The 23,206-nt window shown below is 71.3% G+C and carries 15 protein-coding genes; 6 read left to right on the top strand and 9 right to left on the bottom strand.

Annotated elements, in window-relative coordinates; genetic code table 11:
* Positions 1-22: 22 nt before the first annotated feature.
* The 3 genes from ACZYZ9_RS21905 to ACZYZ9_RS21895 form a co-directional block, all read right to left on the bottom strand.
* Complete coding sequence (locus ACZYZ9_RS21905; RefSeq protein ID WP_463828382.1) at positions 23-787, bottom strand: MlaE family ABC transporter permease; 765 nt, start codon at positions 785-787, stop codon at positions 23-25.
* 239 nt (positions 788-1,026) lie between these two features.
* Complete coding sequence (locus tag ACZYZ9_RS21900) at positions 1,027-1,932, bottom strand: 3-oxoacyl-ACP reductase (protein WP_463828381.1); 906 nt, start codon at positions 1,930-1,932, stop codon at positions 1,027-1,029.
* A 13-nt stretch (positions 1,933-1,945) separates the two neighbouring features.
* Positions 1,946-2,137 (bottom strand): ferredoxin, encoded by a 192-nt coding sequence (locus tag ACZYZ9_RS21895; protein WP_463828380.1) that lies wholly within the window; start codon positions 2,135-2,137, stop codon positions 1,946-1,948.
* Positions 2,138-2,364: 227 nt separating this feature from the next.
* On the opposite strand from ACZYZ9_RS21895, the gene ACZYZ9_RS21890 reads away from it, so the two are divergent.
* From ACZYZ9_RS21890 to ACZYZ9_RS21875, 4 genes are all read left to right on the top strand, one after another.
* Positions 2,365-3,546 (top strand): acyl-CoA dehydrogenase, encoded by a 1,182-nt coding sequence (locus ACZYZ9_RS21890; RefSeq protein WP_463828379.1) that lies wholly within the window; start codon positions 2,365-2,367, stop codon positions 3,544-3,546.
* A 25-nt stretch (positions 3,547-3,571) separates the two neighbouring features.
* Entirely contained in the window at positions 3,572-4,669 is a 1,098-nt protein-coding gene (locus ACZYZ9_RS21885) for an acyl-CoA dehydrogenase family protein (protein WP_463828378.1), read from the top strand.
* A gap of 4 nt (positions 4,670-4,673) precedes the next feature.
* Complete coding sequence (gene fadD17, locus ACZYZ9_RS21880) at positions 4,674-6,176, top strand: long-chain-fatty-acid--CoA ligase FadD17 (protein WP_463828377.1); 1,503 nt, start codon at positions 4,674-4,676, stop codon at positions 6,174-6,176.
* A 296-nt stretch (positions 6,177-6,472) separates the two neighbouring features.
* Complete coding sequence (locus tag ACZYZ9_RS21875; protein WP_463828376.1) at positions 6,473-11,608, top strand: PE family protein; 5,136 nt, start codon at positions 6,473-6,475, stop codon at positions 11,606-11,608.
* Between the two features lie 6 nt (positions 11,609-11,614).
* Here ACZYZ9_RS21875 and ACZYZ9_RS21870 read toward each other — a convergent pair whose 3' ends face one another.
* Genes ACZYZ9_RS21870 through ACZYZ9_RS21860 form a run of 3 tightly spaced genes read right to left on the bottom strand, consistent with a single transcriptional unit; the run spans position 11,615 to position 14,808 of the window.
* On the bottom strand, positions 11,615-13,162 hold the full coding sequence (locus ACZYZ9_RS21870; protein WP_463828375.1) for an acetolactate synthase large subunit: 1,548 nt from the start codon (positions 13,160-13,162) through the stop codon (positions 11,615-11,617).
* Entirely contained in the window at positions 13,159-13,989 is an 831-nt protein-coding gene (locus ACZYZ9_RS21865; RefSeq protein WP_463828374.1) for an amidohydrolase family protein, read from the bottom strand. Before ACZYZ9_RS21865 ends, ACZYZ9_RS21870 begins: the two co-directional genes overlap by 4 nt.
* Before the next feature lie 51 nt (positions 13,990-14,040).
* A complete protein-coding gene (locus tag ACZYZ9_RS21860) occupies positions 14,041-14,808 on the bottom strand; it encodes a fructosamine kinase family protein (RefSeq protein ID WP_463828373.1) in 768 nt (255 codons plus the stop codon).
* A 153-nt stretch (positions 14,809-14,961) separates the two neighbouring features.
* Between ACZYZ9_RS21860 and ACZYZ9_RS21855 the strand changes: the two genes are divergently transcribed.
* Positions 14,962-19,023, top strand: a complete 4,062-nt coding sequence (locus ACZYZ9_RS21855) for a PE family protein (RefSeq protein WP_463828372.1) — start codon at positions 14,962-14,964, stop codon at positions 19,021-19,023.
* 11 nt (positions 19,024-19,034) lie between these two features.
* On the opposite strand, the gene ACZYZ9_RS21850 is transcribed toward ACZYZ9_RS21855, so the two are convergent.
* Positions 19,035-20,687, bottom strand: a complete 1,653-nt coding sequence (locus ACZYZ9_RS21850) for an acyl-CoA synthetase (RefSeq protein WP_463828371.1) — start codon at positions 20,685-20,687, stop codon at positions 19,035-19,037.
* A 64-nt stretch (positions 20,688-20,751) separates the two neighbouring features.
* Here ACZYZ9_RS21850 and ACZYZ9_RS21845 point away from each other — a divergent pair, with 64 nt between their 5' ends.
* A complete protein-coding gene (locus ACZYZ9_RS21845) occupies positions 20,752-21,570 on the top strand; it encodes a crotonase/enoyl-CoA hydratase family protein (RefSeq protein ID WP_463828370.1) in 819 nt (272 codons plus the stop codon).
* A gap of 3 nt (positions 21,571-21,573) precedes the next feature.
* Here ACZYZ9_RS21845 and ACZYZ9_RS21840 read toward each other — a convergent pair whose 3' ends face one another.
* Both ACZYZ9_RS21840 and ACZYZ9_RS21835 read right to left on the bottom strand, forming a co-directional pair.
* Entirely contained in the window at positions 21,574-22,269 is a 696-nt protein-coding gene (locus tag ACZYZ9_RS21840; RefSeq protein ID WP_463828369.1) for a sensor domain-containing protein, read from the bottom strand.
* Positions 22,266-23,206, bottom strand: a 941-nt coding sequence (locus ACZYZ9_RS21835) for a sensor domain-containing protein (RefSeq protein WP_463828368.1), incomplete at its 5' end; no start/stop codon positions are given. The genes ACZYZ9_RS21840 and ACZYZ9_RS21835, both read right to left, overlap by 4 nt.

The following is a 23,206-nucleotide window of genomic DNA, read 5'->3' as shown; positions in this document are numbered from 1 at the left end:
GACCCCCACCGTTACCTCGTCCCTATTTCGCTGAGATTCGGACACCGATGGCCGTCATGACCACGTTGATGACGAACAGGCAGATGAATGCGTAGACGACGGTTTCGTTGACGGCGTTGCCGACGCCCTTGGGGCCGCCTTTGACGGTCAGGCCGCGATAGCACCCGACCAACCCGGCCATCACGCCGAACAGCAACGCTTTGACTTCGGCCAGGATCAGCTCGCGCAGGCCGGTCAGCACGGTCAGTCCATTGATGAACGCGCCCGGATTGACCCCCTGCAGGAAGACGGAGAAGGCATAGCCGCCGGACAGCCCGATGATGCACACCAGGCCGTTGAGCAGCAGCGCAACCAGCGTCGAGGCCAACACCCGGGGAACCACGAGGCGCTGGATCGGGTCGATGCCGAGCACCCGCATCGCGTCGATCTCTTCGCGGATGGTGCGTGCGCCCAGGTCCGCGCAGATCGCGGTGGCGCCGGCACCCGCCACCACCAGCACCGTGACGACCGGTCCCAGCTGGGTGATGGTGCCGAAAGCCGTTCCGGCACCGGACAAGTCGGCGGCGCCGATCTCACGCAACAGAATGTTCAGGGTGAAGGCGACCAGCACGGTGAACGGGATGGACACCAGCAACGTCGGCACCAGGGAGACGCGCGCGACCATCCAGGTCTGATCCAGGAACTCCCGAAACTGAAACGGCCGCCGGAAGGCGGCCCGTGCGGTCTCTATCGACATCTCGAAAAAGCCACCGACGGCCCGGGCTGGTACGGCAATTCGCTGCAACAAAAACGGGTCCCCCAATCTGCGGCTCGCGGCGACATTTTCTTGACCGGAACACACCGTTGGATGACTCGTTGCCTGGTGTGAGCGGGCTCATACTAACTAGAACAAGTTCCGAGTGTCGATTAACCCCAAATATTTTGCGGCGAAGATGCACAGCTGGTACTCCACCTCCATCAGCGAAAACGCGTGATTTCGACGTCTGGCTACGGCCCGTCACGCGGTTGCCGGGAGATGACCGGTGGTCAGTCCATCAGCGCGGTGGCGGCGAAGTTGAGTTCCGGGTCACGACCGGAGAAGTAGCCCTGCATCGCGGCACTGAGTTCGGCGGGATCCCAGGCGTCGGCCCCGGCGTCGAACTGGTGCTCGACGGTCGGGGCGGCGACCAGCGTCACCCGCGGGCCGTAGACGATGAAGACCTGGCCGTTGACTTCGGCGGCCGCCGGCGACGACAGGAACCCGACCAGGGTCACCACGTGGTCGGGTGAGAGAGGGTCGACCTCGCCGTCGTCGGGCGCCGCGCCGAACACGTCGGCCGTCATCGCGGTGCGAGCGCGGGGGGCGATCGCGTTGGCGCACACCCCGTAGCGGCCCAGCGCGCGCGCCGCGCTCAACGTCAGCGCGATGATGCCCGCCTTGGCGGCGCCGTAGTTGGCCTGCCCGACCGGTCCGACCAGGCCCGCCTCGGAGGAGGTGTTGACGATCCGGCCGTAGACCGAGCCGCCCGCTTCCTTGGCCTTGGCCCGCCAGTAGGTGGCCGCGTTGCGGGTGAGCAGGAAGTGGCCGCGCAGGTGCACGGCGATGACCTGGTCCCAATCCTCGTCCGTCATGTTGAACAGCATCCGGTCGCGGGTGATGCCGGCGTTGTTGACGACGATGTCGAGCCCGCCCAGTCCGTCTGCGGTGGTGACGAGTTCGTCGGCGGTCGAGCGCGCACTGACGTCACCGGCTACGGCCACCGCCTTGGATCCGGCGGTGCCGATCTCGTCGAGGACGTCGGAGGCGTCCAGGGCGGCGGCGATGTCGTTGACGACGACGGTGGCGCCCAACCGGGCCAAACCTATCGCCTCGGCGCGGCCCAGGCCGGCGGCGGCACCAGTGACCACCGCGACCTTTCCGGAGAGATCGGTCGCATTCGTGCTGCTACTCAATTTATGAATACCTCTAGTCTTCTCGTACCAGGGCGGCGCGCGGACATTCGGCGATCGACTGCTCGGCCAGATCCTCCTGGCCGTCGGGGATGGGATCGGTCTTCACCACGGCGTAGTCCTCGTCGTCCAGGTCGAAGATGTCCGGTGCTATCCCTAAGCACACGGCATTACCTTCGCACCGGTCACGGTCAACTTTCACTCGCACGGCATCCTCCTTGAACCTGGGCTGGGAGTTAGGGAATACGCGTAAATCCGAACTCGGTCTTCATCTTGCACCACCATAAGGCCCCGGCACATCTGCAGAAAGGTCGCTGGATTCCCAGACTAGAACGTGTTACAACCGGGATGACGGATGGGTATCCGCTGGTGTCGAAGACGGCGGCTGCACTGAGACTTTCTTTGGGCACGGTCGCTCGATCGGAGGCAGCGGAAATGCAGATCAGTTACACCCCTGAACAGGAGGAGCTGCGTCGCGAGCTGCGCTCGTACTTCGCTGGGCTGATGACCCCGGAACGCCGCGAGGCACTGAGTTCGGTGCAGGGCGAATACGGCACCGGCAATGTGTACCGCGAGACCGTGGCGCAGATGGGCAAGGACGGCTGGCTCACGCTGAACTGGCCCAGGGAGTACGGCGGTCAGGACCGCGCGCCGATGGACTCGTTGATCTTCACCGACGAAGCCGCCATCGCGGGTGCGCCGGTGCCGTTCCTGACGATCAACAGCGTGGCGCCGACGATCATGGCGTTCGGCACCGACGAGCAGAAGAAATTCTTCCTGCCCAAGATCGCCGCCGGTGAGCTGCACTTCTCGATCGGCTACTCCGAGCCCGGCGCCGGCACCGACCTGGCCAACCTGCGCACCACCGCGGTGCGCGACGGTGACGACTACGTGATCAACGGTCAAAAGATGTGGACCAGCCTGATCGCCTACGCGGACTGGGTCTGGCTTGCGGTGCGCACCAATCCCGAAGCCAAGAAGCACCGCGGCATCTCGATGGTGGTGGTGCCGACCACAGCCGAGGGTTTCTCCTGGACGCCGGTGCACACCATGGCCGGCCCCGACACCAGCGCCACCTACTACACCGACGTGCGGGTGCCGGTGACCAACCTGGTCGGCGAGGAGAACGCCGGCTGGAAGCTGGTGACCAATCAGCTCAATCACGAGCGCGTCGCACTGGTGTCGGCACAACCGATCATCGTGGCCCTGCGCGAGGTTCGTGAATGGGCGCAGAACACCAAGGACGACGGCGGCGCGCGGCTGATCGATTCGGAGTGGGTGCAGATCAACCTGGCCCGGGTGCACGCCAAGGCCGAGGTGCTCAAGCTGATCAACTGGGAGCTGGCCTCGGCCGATGCCGAGTCGCTGAATCCGGCGGACGCGTCGGCGGCCAAGGTGTACGGGACCGAGCTGGCGACCGAGGCCTACCGGCTGCTGATGGAGGTGCTGGGCACCGGGGCCACCCTGCGTCAGGACTCCCCCGGAGCACTGCTGCGGGGCCGAGTCGAGCGCATGCACCGGGCCTGCCTGATCCTGACCTTCGGCGGCGGCACCAACGAAGTCCAGCGCGACATCATCGGCATGGTCGCTCTCGGCCTGCCCCGGGCCAACCGCTGAATCCTCTGACAGGACGGACCTTTTCATGGATTTCTCGACGACCGAAGCGGCCCAGGACCTCGGAGGCCTGGTCGACAGCATTGTGGACGCGGTGTGCACGCCGGCACGTCAGCGGGAACTCGACGGCCTCGAGCAACGCTTCGACCGCGAGCTGTGGCGCAAGCTGATCGACAGCGACATTCTGACCAGCGCGGCCGCCACCCAGGTGGGTGGCGACGGGTTCGGGGTGCTCGAGCAGGTCGCGATCCTGGTCGCGCTCGGACACCAGCTGGCCGCCGTGCCTTACCTGGACTCGATCGTGCTGGCGTCCGGTGCGCTGGCCCGCTTCGGTTCCGAGGAGCTGCAGCGCAGTTGGGGCGCTGACGCGGTGCGCGGCGAGAAGATCCTGACGGTGGCGCTGGCCGGTGAGATGGGCGAGGGACCGGTGCGCGCCGCCGGGTCCGGCGAGGGGTACCGATTGACCGGCACCCGCACCCAGGTCGGTTTCGCGCCGGTCGCCGACGCCTTCCTGGTGCCCGCCGAAACCGATTCCGGCACAGCGGTATTCCTGGTTGCCGCGGATGATCCGGGGGTGACGGTGACACCGTTGCAGACCACGGGCCTGGGCAGCGTCGGGCAGCTGTCCCTGGACGGCACCGAGGTGCCGGCGGACCGCAAAGTGGGCGACGGTGTCGTGGTGGCCTGGTTGCGCACCATCGCGGCCCTGGGCCGCAGCGCCTACCAGCTCGGGGTGCTGGAGCGCGGCCTGCAGCTGACCGCCGAATACGCCCGGACCCGAGAGCAGTTCGACCGCCCGATCGGCAGCTTCCAGGCTGTCGGTCAGCGCCTGGCCGACGGTTACATCGACGTCAAGGGACTGCGACTGACGTTGACCCAGGCCGCGTGGAAGGTGGCCGAGGACATTCCGGCCGAGATCGACGTGGCGTCCGCCGCGTTCTGGGCCGCCGACGCCGGACACCGGGTGGCGCACACCATCGTGCACGTGCACGGCGGTGTCGGGGTGGACACCGACCACCCCGTCCATCGTTACTTCCTGGCCGCCAAGGAGGCCGAGTTCGCGCTGGGTGGGGCGACCGGGCAGCTGCGTCTGATCGGCCGTGAGCTGGCGGAGACGCCGGCCTAGTGCCGTGTGCGATCCCACCGTCACCGACCTGCTGGTGCCGCTGACCGAGATCGGCGACCGCGGCGTCTACTTCGAGGATTCCTTCACCAGTTGGCGCGATCACCTGCGGCACGGCGCGGCGATCGCGGCCGCGGTGCGGGCCCGGCTGGATCCGGCCCGGCCGCCGCACGTCGGTGTGCTGCTGCAGAACACCCCGTTCTTCTCCGCGATGCTGGTGGCCGCGGGGATGTCGGGCATCGTCCCGGTGGGACTGAACCCGGTACGCCGCGGTGCCGCACTGGCCCGCGACATCGACCACGCCGACTGTCAGCTGGTGCTGGCCGACTCCGGATCGGCGCACACCCTCGACGACATCGATTACGTCGACGTCGACTCCGATTCGTGGGCCGCCGAGCTGGCCGCACACCGGGACGCCCAGTCTGATTTCCAATCTGCTTGTCCCACAGACCTTTTCATGCTGATCTTCACCTCGGGAACCAGCGGCGAGCCAAAGGCGGTGAAGTGCAGCCACGGCAAGGTGGCGGTTGCCGGTTCGACGATGGCGCAGCGCTTCGGCCTGGGCCGCGACGACGTCTGCTACGTGTCGATGCCGTTGTTCCACTCCAACGCGGTGCTGGTCGGCTGGGCGGTGGCCGCGGCCTGCCGGGGCTCGCTGGCGTTGCGGCGCAAGTTCTCCGCGTCGCAGTTCCTGCCGGACGTCCGCCGCTACGGCGCGACCTACGCCAACTATGTGGGCAAGCCCCTGTCCTACGTGCTCGCCACGCCCGAGCAACCCGACGACGCCGACAATCCGTTGCGGGCGGTGTACGGCAACGAGGGTGTCCCCTCCGACATCGACCGCTTCGCCGCCCGGTTCGGTTGCCGGGTGCAGGACGGGTTCGGTTCCACCGAGGGTGGCGTGGCGATCGCCCGGACACCCGACACCCCCGCCGGATCGCTGGGCCCGCTGCCGGCCGGTATCGAGATCGTCGATCCCGAGACCGGCGAGCCGTGCCCGCCGGGCGTGGTCGGCGAGGTGGTCAACACCGCCGGGCCGGGACGCTTCGAGGGCTACTACAACGACGCGGCCGCCGAGGCCGAACGGATGGCCGGCGGCATCTACCACAGCGGCGACCTCGCCTACCGTGACGAGGCCGGCTACGCCTACTTCGCCGGCCGACTCGGCGACTGGATGCGGGTGGACGGCGAAAACCTGGGCACCGCGCCGATCGAACGGGTCCTGCTGCGACACCCGCAGGTACGCGAAGCCGCGGTGTACCCGGTGCCCGATCCGGTGGTCGGCGACCGGGTGATGGCCGCGCTGGTGCTGGTCGACGGTGCACAGTTCGACACGGCCGCGTTCCGCGCCTTCCTGGCCGACCAACCCGACCTCGGACCCAAGCAGTGGCCGTCGTACGTGCGGATCAGCGCCGGGTTGCCGGGCACGGTCACCTTCAAGGTGCTCAAACGACAGCTCTCGGCCGAGGGCGTCGACTGCGGCGATCCGGTCTTCCCGATCCGTCACTGAGCTCCGGTGCCATGGCGCGGGCACCTGAGCTCGGCGGCTTGACCCGCACCCGGCAGTCGCACCGCAATGGCCTGGCCGGCCGGCCGCTGGCTGGGTTTACTGAAACAGAGTAGTGATGCGGTGCGAAATAACTTTCGACAATTCGGCTTCGTTGAGCATCTGCTCCAAATCCACTGGAACTTCAAATGTTCCGAACTTCATCCTTTTTGGGCAGGCGCGTAATACCATCCCCCGCGTAAATGTGTGCGCCGTATCCAGGCGTTGCTGGCGGCGCGTCGAGTCAAGGGAACCGCCGCATGCCATTCGTCTCCATTGCGCCGGACATGGTGGCTGCGGCTGCCGGCGAACTGACCAAGGTCGGGTCCACGCTCGAAGCCGCCAACCTGGCGGCCGCGTCGTCCACCACGCAGATCCTGGCCGCGGCCACCGACGAGGTGTCCACCCGCATCGCAGCGCTGTTCGGCGCTTACGGCCGGGACTACCTGGCGATCAGCGACCAGTTGGGTGCCTTTCACGCACAATTCGTCGCTGCGCTCAGCGCCGGCTCCGGGAGCTATGCGACGGCCGAGACGTTCAACGCCGAGCAAGCCGTGTGGGCAGTCATCAACTCACCGACCCAAACCCTGCTGGGACGGTCGTTGATCGGCAACGGCGCCAACGCCACAACGCCGGGTGGGTCCGGCGGCGCCGGTGGGATCCTCTACGGCAACGGTGGCAACGGCGCGGCCGGGGCCGCCGGGCAGGCCGGCGGCGCCGGGGGCGCGGCGGGACTCTGGGGCAACGGCGGGGTCGGGGGTGCCGGCGGAGCGGGCGGCGCGACCGGTGGCGCCGGCGGCGCGGCCGGGCTGCTGTTCGGTGTGGGCGGCGCGGGTGGCCTCGGGGGCAGCGGGGGTGGCACCGGCGGAGCGGGCGGCAGCGGCGGCTGGATCTGGGGTGGCGGTGGCACCGGCGGCACCGGCGGGTTCGGCGGCGGCACCGGCGGGGCGGGTGGCCGCGCCGAGTTGCTGTGGGGTGCCGGTGGAGCCGGCGGCGACGGTGGTGCCGGCACCGATGCGACCGGCAGCGGCAGCGGTGGCGCCGGTGGCACCGGCGGTGCCGGCGGCGCCGGTGGCCTGTTCGCCGGCGGTGGGGCCGGCGGCAACGGCGGCAGCGGTGGGGCCGGCGGTGCGGGCAGCACGGGTGCGGCGGTCGGGAACAGCGGTGGCACCGGCGGCGCCGGCGGCAGCGGGGGCGCCGGTGGCCAGGGTGCGCTGTTCCTCGGCGCGGGTGGCCACGGCGGTCTCGGCGGTTCCGGTGGTATCGGAGGGCACGGCGGTGACGGGGGCGCCGGCAGTGTGGCCGGTCTCGGCGGGATCGGCGGCACCGGCGGGACCGGCGGGACCGGCGGAAACGCCGGCCAGGGCGGGGCCGGTGGTGCCGGCCAGTTGTTCAGTGCCTCGGGTGCAGCAGGTGCCGCCGGTGTCGGTGGTCTGGGTGGCGAGGGCGGCAACGGCGGCGACGGCAGCACCGGCGCGTCCGCGGTTGCGGGCACCGGCGCCAACGGTGTCGCGGGCTTTGCCGGTGGTGCGGGTGGCGCCGGCGGTGTGGGCGGCGATTCCGGCCCGGGCGGCGTCAATGGTTCCGGCGGCAAGGGCGGTACCGGTGGTACCGGCGGCACGGGGGGCAAGGGCGCGGCCAGCTTGACCACGATCGGTGGCGATGGTGGCACCGGTGGTGACGGTGGTGATGCAGGTGCAGGCGGTAACGCCGGATCCGGCGGCACGGGTGGCACCGTCGGCAACGACGGCACCGGCGGCAAGGGCGGTCGGGGTGGTGACGGCGGTGCCGGCGCCGCAGGCCTCGGCGCCGGTCAGGGCGGCTTCACCGGCGGCGAAGGTGGACAGGGCGGGGACGGCGGCGCGGCGGGCGCGGGCGGTGTCAACGGCGCCGGCGGAGAAGGCGGTCGCGGCGGAGGAGGCGGTGCCGGGAAGGCTGCCCCCAACGGGTTCGGCGGCACCGGCGGCCAAGGGGGCGACGGCGGTGACGGAGGCGATGGCGGGAACGCGGGTGACGGCACCGGCGCGGCCGCACGCGGGGGCGCGGCAGGTGCCGGCGGCGACGCCGGCGAAGGTGGCCGCGGTGGTAACGGCAGCCTCAACCAGGGTGGCGGCCAGGGTGGCGCGGGCGGCCGCGGCGGACAGGGTGGCACCGGTGGCCTGGATACCGGCTCTGCCAGCAGCGCCGTCAGCGGAACCGGCGGCACCGGCGGACAGGGCGGAGACGGTGGGACCGGCGGGACCGGCACCATCGGCACCGCGGGCTCGGGCGGCGTCGGTGGCGAGGGTGGCGACGCCGGCGCGGGCGGTGCGGCCAACGTCGGCGGCATCGAGGGCAAAGCAGGGACCGGCGGCAAAGGCGGCGGCGGCGGTAACGGTGGCGTCGGAGTCGGCGGCAGCGGTGCCGGTCAGGCCGGCTACCAGGGCGGAGAGGGCGGCCGGGGTGGCGACGGCGGTGCTGCGGGTGCCGGTGGCACCAATGGAGTTGGCGGCACCGGCGGCACCGGCGGTAATGGCGGTGCCGGGAACGCCGCAGCCGCCGGCTTCGGCGGACAGGGCGGCGAAGGCGGCGACGGCGGTGCCGGCGGCGACGGTGGCGACGCCGGCGACGGAGTGGGTGCAGGGGCGGTCGGCGGCGCGGCCGGCACCGGCGGCAACGGTGGCGGTGGCGGCCGCGGTGGTAACGGCAGCCTCAACCAGGGTGGCGGCCAAGGCGGCGACGGCGGCCAGGGCGGTCAGGGCGGCCGGGGCGGCCTCGACACCGGTGCCCTCAGCAGCACCGGCAGCGGAACCGGTGGGAACGGCGGTCAAGGCGGCGAGGGCGGTACCGGCGGCACCGGCACCCTCGACACCGCGGGGTTGGGTGGAACCGGCGGTAACGGCGGTGACGCCGGGCAGGGCGGCTTCGCCAATGTCGGCGGTGCCGAAGGCAGCGCCGGGATCGGGGGCAAGGGTGGCGACGGTGGCGATGGTGGAGTCGGTGCTGCGGGCTCTGCTGCGGGCCAGGCGGGCTACGGGGGCGGTGGCGGCGGCCTGGGGGGTAATGGCGGTTATGCCGGCGCAGGCGGTACCAATGGTGCCGGCGGCAGCGGCGGCGACGGCGGCCACGGTGGTGCCGGCAAAGCGGCTGCCAACGGATTCAGCGGTACCGGCGGTCAGGGTGGCAACGGCGGAGAAGGGGGCTACGGCGGAAATGCCGGCTCGGGACTCGGCGCGGTCGCCAGTGGCGGCGCAGCCGGAACCGGCGGCGACGGTGGCGAGGGTGGCCGGGGTGGCAACGGTGCCCCGACTCAATCCGGCGGGTTGGGCGGCAACGGCGGTCAGGGCGGCCGAGGTGGAGTCGGCGGCTTGAACAACCCCGCGTCCGGCAGCCCGACCAGTGTCGCAAGCGGAACCGGCGGTAACGGTGGCCGCGGCGGTGACGGCGGCACGGGTGGGGCCGGCAGCACCACTAACGGGGGTTCGGGTGGTGATGGCGGGTATGGCGGCGACGCAGGCGCGGGCGGCGTCGCCAACCTCGGCGGTACTGAGGGTAACGCCGGCACGGGAGGCAACGGAGGCAGCGGGGGGAAGGGCGGAGAAGGCAACGACGGTCCCAACCTGGGCCAGAGCGGCTTTTACGGCGGGAACGGCGGCCTGGGCGGCAACGGCGGCAACGCCGGCGTCGGCGGCACCAACGGCGACGGCGGCGCCGGTGGCCATGGCGGCGACGGCGGCGACGGCAGAATCGGCGCGGATGGAGTCGTCACTTCGGGCGGCGTCGGAGGGTATGGCGGCAACGGCGGCAATGGTGGCGACGGCGGGAACGCCGGCACCGGCAACGGCGCCAGCGGCAGCGGCGGACTAGGCGGCGAGGGCGGCAACGGTGGTGGCGGCGCCCGGGGCGGAGCCGGAGACGCCTACTCCGAAGGTGGCTTCGGCGGCAACGGCGGCGACGGCGGCCAGGGCGGTCGAGGCGGCCTCAACACCGACGGTGTCAGCAGTGTCAACAGTGGCAACGGCGGCGACGGTGGCCTGGGCGGTACCGGTGGCAAGGGCGGATCGGGGCCCCTGGGTGCCGCCGGGTCCGGTGGCACGGGCGGGACCGGCGGGAATGCGGGAGCGGGCGGGGACGCCAATGTCGGCGGAGCGCAGGGTTACGACGGAACCGCCGGTGACGGCGGCCGCGGCGGCGACGGCGGCAACGGAGCGAACGCAGCCGACGGCAACGGTGACGGCGGCCAGAACGGCGGTACCGGGGGGCGCGGCGGCGACGGCGGCCGGGCCGGTATCGGCGGCGCCAACGGTAACGGCGGCGAGGGCGGGCGCGGCGGTGACGGAGGCGACGGGGGTGACGCGCCGGAGGCCCCGATCGGTGTTCCCGGCGGAAACGGTGGGAGCGGCGGGGAAGGTGGCCAGGGCGGCAATGCCGGTACCGGCGTCGGTGCGGCCGCTCTCGGTGGCGGCGCGGGCACTGGCGGTGACGGTGGCGACGGCGGTCGCGGCAGTAACGGCTTCCCGACCATTCCGGGCGGAGTCGGTGGCGACGGCGGTGGCGGCGGGAATGGCGGCATCGGTGGCCTGAACACCGGCGCGCAGGGTAGCGCGGCCAGCGGTCTCGGTGGCAACGGTGGCAAGGGCGGGGAAGGCGGCCGCGGCGGTGACGCGGGTGCCGGCGTGGCTGCCGCGGGCGGTCGGGGCGGCGAAGGCGGCGACGCCGGTGCCGGCGGGCTGGCCAATACCGGCGGCACCAACGGCAACGCCGGTGTCGGCGGAGAAGGCGGGACCGGAGGTAAAGGCGGCAACGGTCATGACGCCGACGTGGGTGGTCGCGGTGGAGACGGCGGCGACGGGGGATCGGCCGCGCTGGGCGGCACCAACGGCAACGGTGGGGTAGGCGGTGCAGGCGGGACCGGTGGGACCGGCTTGCCAGGTGCCGATGGTACCGGCGGATCAGCCTCGCCCGGCGGCTACGGCGGCGATGGCGGCGACGGCGGCGACGCCGGCCTGGGCAGCGGGGCACCCGGCGATGGTGGCGACGCGGGTAAAGGCGGCCTCGGTGGGACCGGTGGCACGGGCGGCTACGGGGCGAATGGGTATGACGGTGGCGACGGGGGCACGGGCGGCCAGGGCGGCCGGGGTGGACACGGCGGCAACCCCAGCCCGGGCGGCACCGGCGGAAGGGGCGGCCCCGGTGGCACCGGCGGCGAGGGCGGCGAGGGCGGTGGTTCGCAGTACGACCGAGGCGGCGACGGCGGCGACGGCGGCAGAGGGGGCGACGGCGGCAACGGCGTCGGCTCGCCCGGCGGCACCGGCGGCGACGGCGGCGAGGGTGGCGACGGCGGTATCAGCGGTGGCAACATCAACGGCTCGAGCGGGTCGCCCGGCAACCCGGGCCAGGACGGTCAGGTCACCTGAGCACGGCTATCCCAGCAGCGACGGCACTACGGCGTCGATCAGGTGTGGGCCGGGTTCGGCGAAGGCGTCGCGCAGCGCGTCAGCCAGTTCCTCGGCGGTGCCGGCCCGTCGCGCCGGCACCCCCATACCTTGCGCGATCTGTACGAAATCCATTGTGGGACGGGATATGTCGAGCAGGTCCAGGGCTTTGGGGCCGGGCGCCGACCCGGCGCCGACGCGTTGCAGTTCCATGCGCAGGATGTCGTACTTGCCGTTGTTGTAGATGACGGTGGTGACGTCGAGGTTCTCCCGGGCCTGGGTCCACACTCCCGAAATCGTGTACATCGCAGAACCATCCGACTCCAGACACAGCACCGGACGGTCCGGTGCCGCGACGGCGGCGCCCACCGCGGTCGGGATGCCGTAGCCGATCGCGCCGCCGGTCAGGGTGAGCCAGTCATGCGCCGGGGCGCCGGCGGTGGCGGCGGGCAGCAACAGACCTGAGGTGTTGGATTCGTCGACGACGATCGCGCGCTCGGGCAGCAGCGCTCCGATCACGTCGGCCGCCGATGCCGCCGTCAACGGCCCGCACGGTAGCTCCGGACGCGACGCCACCGCCACCGGCACCTCGGTTCCCGGCGCCAACTCCTCGGCCAGGGCAACCAAAGCTATTCCAGCGCAACCGAATTCAGCGAGCCGATGGACTTGACAACCCGGCGGCACGAGGTCGCTGGGCAGGTCCGGGTAAGCGAAGAACGAGACCGGCGACCTGGCCCCGGCCAGTATCAGATGCTTGCTGCCCTCGAGTTGGGCGGCCGCGGCTTCGGCGAAGTACCCCAGACGTTCGACGGCCGGAACGCCGGCACCGCGTTCGAGCCGCGTGGGGAAGGTCTCGCACAGCAGGCGGGCACCGGTGGCTGCGGCGATCCGCGCGGCCGCGGCCAGCCCCGGCCCGCGGGTGGCGTCGCCGCCGATCAGGATGGTGGTGGGTTCATCCGAGCGCAGAACCTCAGCCACCGAACCGTTGTCGACGTGCCCGCCGGAGAACGAGGAAGCGACCGTCTTGGCCGGCCGGCCGCCGTCGGACCAGGACACGTCGGCGGGCAGGATCAGCGCCGAGGACATCGAGCCGGACACGCAGGCGGCGATGGCATCGGCGGTGTCGGCCCCCACTTCGGCGACGTCGGTGGTGCGGCGCACCCAGCCCGAGACGGTGCCGGCGACGGCGTCGATGTCGGATTCCAGTGGGGCGTCGTACTTCTTGTGGTACGTGGCGTGGTCGCCGACGACCACCACCATCGGGACGCGGGCGCGCCGCGCGTTGTGCAGGTTGGCCAACCCGTTGCCCAGTCCGGGTCCCAGATGCAGCAGTACGGCGGCGGGCCGACCGGTGATGCGCGCGTAACCGTCGGCGGCGCCGGTGGCCACACCCTCGAAAAGGGTTAGTACGCCCCGCATTCGGTCCACGGTGTCCAGGGCGGCGACGAAGTGCATCTCCGAGGTGCCCGGGTTCGAGAAGCACACGTCGACGCCACCGTCGACCAGGGTGTTGATCAGTGCCTGGGCTCCGTTCATCTGTCCGCCTTTCGTTGCAGCCTGAAGACCCGCTCGGCATTGCCGTGCAGGAAGTCGCGCCGCGCCTCGTCGCTGAGTCCGAGTTGGTCGATGCCGGCGAGGGCGTGCGAATGGGAGATCATCGGATAGTTGGTGCCGAACAACACTTTGCGTTGCCCCGTACCGGTTTTCATGAATCGGACGAGTTCGTCGGGAAGGCGACGCACCGTGTAGGCGGAGGTGTCGATGTAGACGTTCTCGTGCTTGCGGGCCACGGCGACCATTTCCTCGGTCCACGGATAGCCGACGTGGCCGCACACGATGACCAGTTCCGGGAAGTCCAGTGCCACCTGGTCGACATATGGAATGGGTCGACCGGTCTCCGACGGCCGCAACGGACCCGTGTGTCCGACCTGGGTGCAGAACGGCACGCCGGACTCGACGCACTGGGCGAACAGTGGATAGTAGCGCCGGTCGGTGGGCGGTGCGTTCCACAGCCACGGCACCACCCGCAGCCCGACGAAGCCGTCGGCGACGCGGCGACGCAGTTCTCGTACGGCCCGCATCGGACGGTCCAGGTCCACCGCCGCCAACCCGGCCAGCCTATCCGGGTACAGCGAAACCCATTGGGCTACCTCGTCATTGGAGACCAGATCCAACCCACCCGGTCCGGTCCACGCGCTCAGCAGGCCGAGCTGCACGCCGCCGGCGTCCATCGAGGCCACCGTGGCCGCGATGGGTATCTCGGCATCTGGGATCGACCCCCCGGTCCAGCGTCGCAGCGAGGCCAGCATCTCGTTGCGCAGGAACCGCTGAGTCGGATGCTGCATCCACACGTCGATCGCCATCGCGCGTTGACTCTAACTCGCTGACGATGCCGGCCGCGGAGCGGCAACAGGTCACGCCTGCAACGCCTCGCGTGCAGCCGCGTGCGTTTGACTCAGATAACCGCCGCCGAACAGCACCACGTGCGCCAGCAGCGGGAACAGTTGATGCAGCCGCACTCGACTGCGCCATCCGGGTCGCAGCGGTCGCACGTGCTGGTACCCGGCGATCACCGCGTCCAGATGCGGACAGCCGAACAGCGCAAGCATCGCCAGGTCGGTCTCACGGTGGCCGCCGTGCGCGGCGGGGTCGATCAACACCACACCGGCCGGTGTCCACATCACGTTGCCACTCCACAGATCGCCGTGCAGCCGGGCGGGCGGGTCGTCGTCGTCGAAGTCGCCTGCACGACAACGCCGCACGACCGCATCGACGGCGTCACGGGTGCTGCCATCGAGTTGGCCGCCGGCCAGCTCGGCCATCGGGGCCAGCCGTTCGTCGGCGTAGCAAAGACCCCAACTGCGGTGCCCGCGCAGCGACATCGGCAGCGGCTGGGACAGTGGCCCGAAAAATCCCGGGCCGTCCCAGCCGTCGGGCCCGACGCCGAAGGCCGCCGCTCCGGCGTCGTGGGTGACGGCCAGCCTGCTGCCGAACTCCCGCGCCGCCGCGCCGCTGGGCCGCACCGATTCGAGTCGTTGCAGGGTGAGGCTGGTCGCGTCCACGGACACCACCCGCGCGCACGGCACGCCGCCGTCGACGTCGGCGAGCCAACCCAGACCGGCGGCCTCCCACGCGAAGAAACGGTCCGGCGCGCCCACCCGGCTCTTGACGAAGTCGCTCACGACGCGACTGTAGACACCGGCCCGGAGTTGAGTCCGACGAACTGGTTCTCTCGCCGAAACCACTACGTGCCCGGCGAAATCGCGATAGATTTCCGTGACAATTGACGGAAACGTCGATTCTCGAATAGTCGTGCACAATGCCGGAGTCGCGTGATGACGTTCCTTTCCGCCGCACCCGATCTGATCGCCACTGCGACAGAAAACCTGGCCGAGATCCGGTCGGCCCTGCAGCACGCGAACGCTGCCGCCGCGCAGGCCACCACCCAGCTGGCCGCAGCGGCGGCCGACGAGGTGTCGGCGCAGATCGGTGCGTTGTTCGGTGCGCACGGCACCGCCTACCAGGCGGTCAGCACGCAGGTGGCCGCGTTCCAGCAGGAATTCGCCAGTGCGCTCAGCGCGGCGGCCGTGGCCTACTCGGGCACCGAGTCCGCATCGGCTGCCGCGATCACCCCGCCGGCCATCTTCGGCCGGCCGCTGTTCGGCAACGGGGCCGACGCCACCACGCCCGGTGGCAGCGGCGGCGACGGCGGCTGGTTGTTCGGTGACGGCGGTAACGGTGCGGCCGGGGCCGCCGGGCAGGCCGGCGGCAACGGCGGGTCGGCTGGACTACTGGGCCGGGGCGGTACGGGCGGTACCGGCGGTGCCGGCAGCCACGGCGGCGCCGGTGGCAGCGGGGGCTGGCTGCTCGGCGTCGGAGGTGCCGGCGGCACCGGTGGATCCGGCGGTGGCACGGGTGGCGCCGGCGGCAACGGCGGACTGCTGTGGGGTGGTGGCGGCGCCGGTGGCACCGGTGGTTCCGGTGGCGGCACGGGCGGGGCAGGCGGGCGCGCGGAATGGCTGTTCGGCGCCGGCGGGGCCGGCGGGACCGGCGGCGCGGGCGACCCGGGATCCGAGGGTGGTGGTACCGGTGGCGACGGCGGGCGTGGTGGAGTCGGCGGTGCGGGCGGACTGCTGGCCCGCGGTGGTGCCGGCGGTGCTGGAGGTGTGGGTGGCACCGGCGGTGCCGGCGCCACCGCAGCGGTCGGCGGCACCGGTGGTATCGGCGGAGACGGCGGCGCCGGCGGTCACGGCGCCCTGCTGCTGGGCCCGGGCGGTACCGGCGGGGCGGCCGGAGCGGGCGGCACCGGGGGCGCCGGCGGAACTGGTGCGGACGGCGCGGTCGCCGGTCTGGGTGGCATCGGGGGCACCGGAGGCCAGGGCGGTGTGGGCGGGGTGTCCGGTCACGGCGGTGCCGGCGGGGAGGCAGGCGGATTGTTCGGTGTGGCCGGCCACGCAGGCAGCACCGGCACCGGTGGCACCGGAGGCGCCGGGGGTGCTGGTGGCAGCGGCTTAGCCGGTACCAAATCCGCCGCCGGGCTCACCGGCGGCGACGGGTTCGCCGGGGGCCCCGGGGGCGACGGTGGCCAGGGTGGCAACGCGGTCGACGGCGGAATCAACGGTTCGGGTGGCGTCGGCGGAAATGGTGGCACGGGTGGCAAGGGTGGCACCGGTGGTGCGACCGTCGCCGGCAGCGACGGCGCCACCGGAGGAAAGGGCGGGGCGGGCGGCGATGCCGGGCTCGGTGGTGCGGCGGGAACCGGCGGGCAGGGCGGGGTGGCCGGCAACGCCGGCACCGGCGGCACCGGTGGTCGGGGCGGGGACGGCGGCACCGGCAGCAAGGGTGCCGACGCGGCTGCGGGCAGCGGCGCCACGGGCGACACCGGTTTCGTCGGCGGTACCGGTGGTGAGGGCGGGGCAGGCGGTAAGACCGGCGCGGGCGGAACCAACGGCAGCGGCGGCCAGGGCGGCACCGGCGGGCAGGGCGGCACCGGTGGACAGGGCGGATCGGGCGCCGACAACTCCAGCGGGGTCGGCCACCAGGGTGGCACCGGTGGCACCGGCGGAGACGCTGGTCAAGGCGGTGCAGGCGGTGGCGCGGGCAGCGGCGGGCACGGGGGTGCCGACGGCGCCCGAGGCGATGCCGGCACCGGTGGTACCGGCGGGACCGGGGGCACGGGCGGGACCGGCGGCAACGGCATCAGCGCGGCGTCGAATACCGGCGCAGACGGCACCGACGGCTTCGCCGGCGGCAAGGGCGGTGAAGGTGGCCAGGGCGGCAACTCGGGCGCCGGGGGTACGAACGGCAGCGGCGGTAAAGGCGGTCAGGGCGGCAACGGCGGCTATGGCGGCAACGGCGGGTCGGGCGTCGCCAACGACACGGGCATCGGGGGTGACGCCGGCAACGGGGGCGCAGGCGGCGATGCGGGCGACGGCGGGAGCGGCGGCACAGTCGGCAGCGGCGGAACCGGCGGCGACACCGGCGAACACGGACTACGAGGCGGCGGCGCCGACGGCGGCAGGGGTGGCGACGGCGGCGGCGGCGGCCTCGGCGGCACGTCGACCAGCACGCCGGGCGCAGCGGGTGCCTCCGGGTTTGCCGGGGGCGACGGCGGAACCGGCGGCCGGGGTGGCGCGGGCGGCGGCAACGGCGGGGCCGGCGGCAACGGCGGCCAAGGCGGTGACGGTGTCGGCGGCAACAACGGCGGCGTCGGCGGTCAGGCCGGCGGCGACGGCGGCGACGGGGGTGACGGTGGCAACGCTGGCAAGGGCGGCGCTGCCGGCTCCGGCGGCGGCCGCGGCGGGGAGGGCGGTTCGGGTGGCAAGGGCGGTGCAGGCGCCCGGGCCGGGGCCGGCACCACCGACGGCGCGCACGGCGGCGACGGTGGCGACGGCGGCCGCGGCGGCGACGCCGGCGCCGGCGGTGACGCAGGCCCGGACGGCACCGCCGGGGCTGTTGGCAAGGGTGGTCTCGGCGGAAACGGCGGAAACGGGGGTCGGGGCGCTGTCGGCTACCGCGGTACCGACAGCACTGACGGCGGCACCGGCGGCACCGGTGGCACCGGCGGCCAGGGCGGTAACGGTGGTGATGGCGGCGACGGTGGCGACGGTGTCGGCGGTGTGGGTGGCGGCACCGGAGGCAACGGCGGCAAGGCCGGCGATGGCGGCACCGGCGGCACCGGCGGAACCAGCACCGGAGCGGCGGTGCACGTCACCGGCGGTGACGGCGGCCGCGGCGGGATCGGCGGGGACGGCGGCAACGGTGGCTTGGCCGGCGCGGGCGGCGCCGGCGGCGGCGTCGAAGGCAAGGCCGGCACCGTCGGCAACGGCGGGGCCGGCGGCCAGGGCGGGTCGGGCGGTACCGGCGGTGAGGGCACCAATCCCCCGCCGATACACATCGACAACGCCGCCGACGGTGCCGACGGTGCCGACGGCATCCCCTGGGGGGCGAACGGTGAGAGTGGCGCAAACGGCGTGACGACCGGTCAGCAAGGCGGCAACGGTGGCAGTGGCGGCACCGGCACCAGTGGCAACATGATCGTTGCCGTCGGTGGCGACGGCGGCAACGGCGGCGACGGCGGCACCGGCGCGAACGGCGGAAACGGCGGGCGCGGCGGCGACGCCGACCGTACCGTCAACAACAACTTTCCCAGCCAGGGCGGCCAGGGCGGCGACGGCGGCCGGGGCGGTGCCGGCGGAAACGGTGGAAACGGCGGCGACGGCGGAGAAGTCCTCAGTCCGAACGCCTGGGATATCGACTTCTACTACCACGCGGGCGACGGCGGCGACGGTGGCGCCGGGGGGACGGGCGGACGCGGCGGAAACGGTGGAAACGGCGGGCTCAGCTACAGCGCCTACGAGCCCGGCGGTAACGGCGGAACCGGTGGCCGCGGCGGCGACGCCGGCGGACTGACCAGCACCGGCGGCACCGGCGGCGACGGCGGCGCGGGCGGCACCGGGGGCAACGCCGGCACCGTCGGCGATCTCACCGGCGCGGTCGGTGGCGTCGGTGGCCTGGGCGGCGACGGCGGCACCGGAGGAGTAGGCGCGGCCGGTGGCGCCGGCGGTGACGGCGGCAAGGGTGGTCCCGCCGCATCCAATGCCTACAGCGGCAACGGCGGAAACGGTGGCGATGGCGGAAACGGCGCCGACGGCGGCCGGGGCGGGAACGGCGGGCAGGGCGGGGCCGGCGGAATCGGTCCCAACGGTCAGGCCGCCGGCGGCTCGGGCGGCGGCGCCGGCTTCGGTGGGCTCGGCGGAGCGGGCGGGGACGGCGGCGCGGGCAATGCCCCGGGCACCGCCGCCAATCCGGCTCATCTGGGTGCGCCGGGAGTCGACGGCATCGACGGCGACGCCGGGAACACCGGCCCCCGGGGCACGGTGGGCGCCCCGGGCTGATCGCCGGCTGGTCAGGCGGTTACGTGCGCGGCATGCACGTCGTCGGCGGGCCGGGCCTCGGTCTGCTCCTTGGCCCACCGGTAGTCCGGCTTGCCCGCGGGCGAGCGCTTCACCTCGTCGACGAACCAGAGGCTGCGCGGCACTTTGTATCCCGCGATCTCCGACCGCACGAAGCTGTCCAGCTCCGCCAGCGAGGGCCGCGCCCCCTGCCGGGCCTGCACCACGGCGGCGACGTGCTGGCCGTAGCGCGGGTCGGGCACCCCGACCACCAGCGCGTCGAACACGTCGGGGTGGCCTTTCAAGGCGGCCTCGACCTCTTCGGGGTAGATCTTCTCCCCGCCACTGTTGATCGACACCGAACCGCGTCCCAGCATGGTGACGCTGCCGTCCTCCTCGACCAGCGCCCAGTCGCCGGGGATCGCGTAGCGGACCCCGTTGATGGTCCGGAACGTCTCGGCGGTCTTCTTCTCGTCCTTGTAGTAGCCGAGCGGGATGTTGCCCTTCTTGGCGAGGAAGCCGCGCACGCCCGAGCCCGGCTTGACCTCGTTGCCGTCCTCGTCCAGGACCACCGTGCGGTGGTCGATGGTGACCCGGGGACCACCGCTGTGCGGCGCGTCCTTGGCGACGATGCTGGTGCCGCCGAAACCGGTCTCCGACGACCCGATGGAGTCGGTGATGACGCGATTGGGCAGCAGCTCGAGGAACTTCTCCTTGATGCTCGGCGAGAACAGCGCGGCCGTCGACGCGAGCAGGAACAGCGAAGACAGGTCGTACTCGTTGCCGGCGCCCTGGTGTGCCAACAACGCGTCGAGCAACGGGCGCGCCATCGCGTCACCGGTGAAGAACAGCAGGTTGACTTTGTGCTGGTGGATCGTCCGCCATACCTCGTCGGCGTTGAATTCCGGTGCCAGCACGGTGGTTTGGCCCGAGAACAGCGACATCCAGGTGGCCGACTGGGTGGCGCCGTGAATCATCGGCGGGATCGGGTAGCGGACCATCGGCGGGTTCGCGGCGGCCGCTTTGGCCAGGTCGTACTCGTCCTTGATGAATTCGCCGGTGGCGAAGTCGGTTCCGCCGAACAGCACGCGGTAGATGTCCTCGTGCCGCCACATCACGCCCTTGGGGAAGCCGGTGGTGCCGCCGGTGTAGAGCAGGTAGATGTCGTCGGCGCTGCGCTCGTCGAAGTCGCGCTCGGGGGACCCCTGCTCCAGCGCGGCGTAGAACTCGACGCCGCCGTAGCGCTGATAGTCGTTGTCGGAGCCGTCCTCGACCACCAGGATCGTCTTGACGTCGGGGGTGTCGGGCAGCACGTTGGCGACCCGGTCGGCGTACTGCCGCTCGTGCACCAGCGCCACCATGTCGGAGTTCTCGAACAGGTAGCGTAGTTCGCCCTCGACATAGCGGAAGTTGACGTTGACCAGGATCGCGCCCGCTTTGATGATGCCCAGCATCGCGATGACGATCTCGATGCGGTTGCGGCAGTACAGGCCCACCTTGTCGCCCTTCTGCACACCCTGGTCGATCAGGTAGTGCCCGAGGCGGTTGGCCTTCTCTTCCAGTTCGGCGTAGGTCAACTGCTCGTCACCGGAGATGAGCGCTACGCGGTCCGGCACAGCGTCGATGGCGTGCTCGGCGAGGTCAGCAATATTCAGGGCCACGGCCACCAAATTAGAACGTGTTACATTTCTTGACAAGCTGATGCCCGATGTCGCGCGAAAGGCGGTCCCGGTGAGCGAGAGCCCAGCAAACGAATCCGGTTCTTCGGAAGCCGACGCGCTGGTCGAGCAGCGCGGTCACACGCTGATCGTCACGATGAATCGGCCGGCCCGTCGCAACGCTCTGAGCACCGAAATGATGCGGATCATGGTCGAGGCCTGGGACCGGGTGGACAACGACCCCGACATTCGGTGCGCCATCCTGACCGGCGCCGGTGGCTACTTCTGCGCAGGCATGGACCTCAAAACGGCGACGCAGAAGCCGCCGGGGGATTCGTTCAAGGACGGCAGCTACGACCCGTCGCGCATCGATGCGCTACTCAAGGGGCGCCGACTCACCAAACCGTTGATCGCCGCCGTCGAAGGACCCGCGATCGCCGGCGGCACCGAGATCTTGCAGGGCACCGATATACGTATCGCCGGCGAGAGCGCGAAGTTCGGCATCTCCGAGGCCAAGTGGAGTCTGTACCCGATGGGCGGTTCGGCCGTGCGACTGGTGCGCCAGATTCCCTACACGGTGGCCTGCGATCTGCTGCTGACCGGTCGGCACATCACCGCCGCCGAGGCCAGGGAGATGGGGCTGATCGGGCATGTCGTCCCGGACGGCCAAGCGCTGACCAAGGCCCTCGAACTCGCCGAGATCATCGAGAACAACGGGCCGCTGGCGGTCCAGGCAATCCTGCGCACCATTCGCGAAACCGAAGGCATGCACGAAAACGAAGCCTTCAAGATCGACACCCAGATCGGGGTCTCGGTGTTTCTCTCCGACGACGCGAAAGAGGGCCCGCGCGCATTCGCCGAGAAGCGCAAGCCGCAATTCCAGAACCGCTAGCCGTTACGGGTTGGCGAGATTGCTGCTCAATTTGCTCGTGATGCGGTTGGCGACAACCTGAGCCTGGTCGACGGTGTCGTAACCGCACGCCACCACGTCGATGACATACTGCGTTTGGTATGTCAGCACGTGCTGGCAGGTGTATCGCGAATTCTCCTGCGAAATGGCCGCGGTCAGGGTGGTGTCGGTCTGTTTCAACGACTTCATCAACCAATGGCCGACGGTGCCGCTGGCGTCGACGGTGTATGACTGGCCGTTGCATTTCTGCCACGACTGCGTCGCCGTCCGGAGATATGTCTTGGCCTTGTCTTCGGTGCCGAGGGCGACCATTCCCTGCGCGACGTAATGCGTCCGTTCACCTTGCGGGGACGATCCCACCGCGCCCCTGAGCGCCACCCAGTCGATGCCGGTCAGGGAATCGGGCGGCACGATCATGGAAATTCCGATACAGGTGGCGGGATTCACCCGGACCGGATCCTTCGACAGCCGGCTGAACCGACTCGAGGTCACGAACGAGTTGTCGCCGACCGCCGACCGGATCTCTGCCTCGGTCAGCGTTGAGACGGTGAGCGCCGGGGCCAACGGTTGCTCGGTCGATGGCTTGGCCCGGCTGTTACCGGCCCGCAGGACGACGGTGGTGACGATGATCGCGACAGCGGCGACCGCGATCAGCGCGCATGTCAGCAGTTTGCGATTCATGATGCCGCCAGGATTTTGGAAACGAGGGTGTCTGCCTTCGACTCGACGCCGGCCCGGTTGTCACAGACGATGACGGTCGCAATGGCGGTGTCGGACGTGGCCACGTTCTGTTGACACAGGAAGCTGCTGTCGTCGACGAAATGGTATTGCGCGGATATTTTGGTGCGCCCGTCCGCGACGATCGTCGCTTTCATCTTGACGCCACCGGCCGAGTAATCGAGGTTGTTGCAGCTGCGCCAGGCCTGCAGTCGTTGTTGCAGAAAGCGATTCGCCGCCGACACCGATGGCGCGTTCGCCAGATATTGATCCACGCTGCCCCGGATGTCGTTTCCGGTGGCGTGCAACGTCTGGGAATCGGCCGTGTTGATGCCGACGGCAGCGAATGCCGCTTTCATATCGATCGACTGAATTGCTCCGCACTGTTGCGGCGTGACGGTGAAGCCGGGCTCGGTGAGTTTGCGTGCCGAGTCGATGAGCCGATAGTTCTTTTCGCCCATGACGTTGTTGACCTGCTGCACCGACAGCAACGCCGGTCCCGCCGCTTCGGAGGACCCGGTGGCCACGAAGATGATCGGCACCGCGATCGCGACGGCGACAACGGCGCAAACCGCGGTGACAGCGACCGCGTGCCGCTGCCACCGACCAACCTGACCGCCGGCGGCGAACGCCACGGGTTGCTGTCGGGGCCCGGGTGGTGGCCACGGCGCGGCCGCGGGGGCGCCGTGCCACGGCCCGGCAGCGGGAGCGAATCTCGGATCCACCCCGCCCGGCCCGGGCGGAATCGGTTGCGGAGTCATCACGGGTTGCGGTCCGGTAGGAGGGCCGGTGATGGCCGCGCGGGCTGCAGCGGTCAATTCCTTGGTGGTGTCGTAGCGGTCGTCGGGGTTTTTGGCCATCCCTTTGGCCACCACGGCGTCGAGTTGGGCGGGCAGGCCGT

Source organism: Mycobacterium sp. IDUB_28 (assembly GCF_055419285.1).
This window is presented reverse-complemented; position numbering and strand designations above follow the sequence as displayed.

What these genes read in the sequence shown, in the direction of transcription:
- ACZYZ9_RS21890 (WP_463828379.1), top strand. Translation starts at nt 2,365, where the DNA reads ATGCAGATCAGTTACACCCCTGAACAGGAGGAGCTGCGTCGCGAGCTG.
- ACZYZ9_RS21885 (WP_463828378.1), top strand. Translation starts at nt 3,572, where the DNA reads ATGGATTTCTCGACGACCGAAGCGGCCCAGGACCTCGGAGGCCTGGTC.
- ACZYZ9_RS21875 (WP_463828376.1), top strand. Translation starts at nt 6,473, where the DNA reads ATGCCATTCGTCTCCATTGCGCCGGACATGGTGGCTGCGGCTGCCGGC.
- ACZYZ9_RS21870 (WP_463828375.1), bottom strand. Translation starts at nt 13,162, where the DNA reads ATGAACGGAGCCCAGGCACTGATCAACACCCTGGTCGACGGTGGCGTC.
- ACZYZ9_RS21865 (WP_463828374.1), bottom strand. Translation starts at nt 13,989, where the DNA reads ATGGCGATCGACGTGTGGATGCAGCATCCGACTCAGCGGTTCCTGCGC.
- ACZYZ9_RS21855 (WP_463828372.1), top strand. Translation starts at nt 14,962, where the DNA reads ATGACGTTCCTTTCCGCCGCACCCGATCTGATCGCCACTGCGACAGAA.
- ACZYZ9_RS21840 (WP_463828369.1), bottom strand. Translation starts at nt 22,269, where the DNA reads ATGAATCGCAAACTGCTGACATGCGCGCTGATCGCGGTCGCCGCTGTC.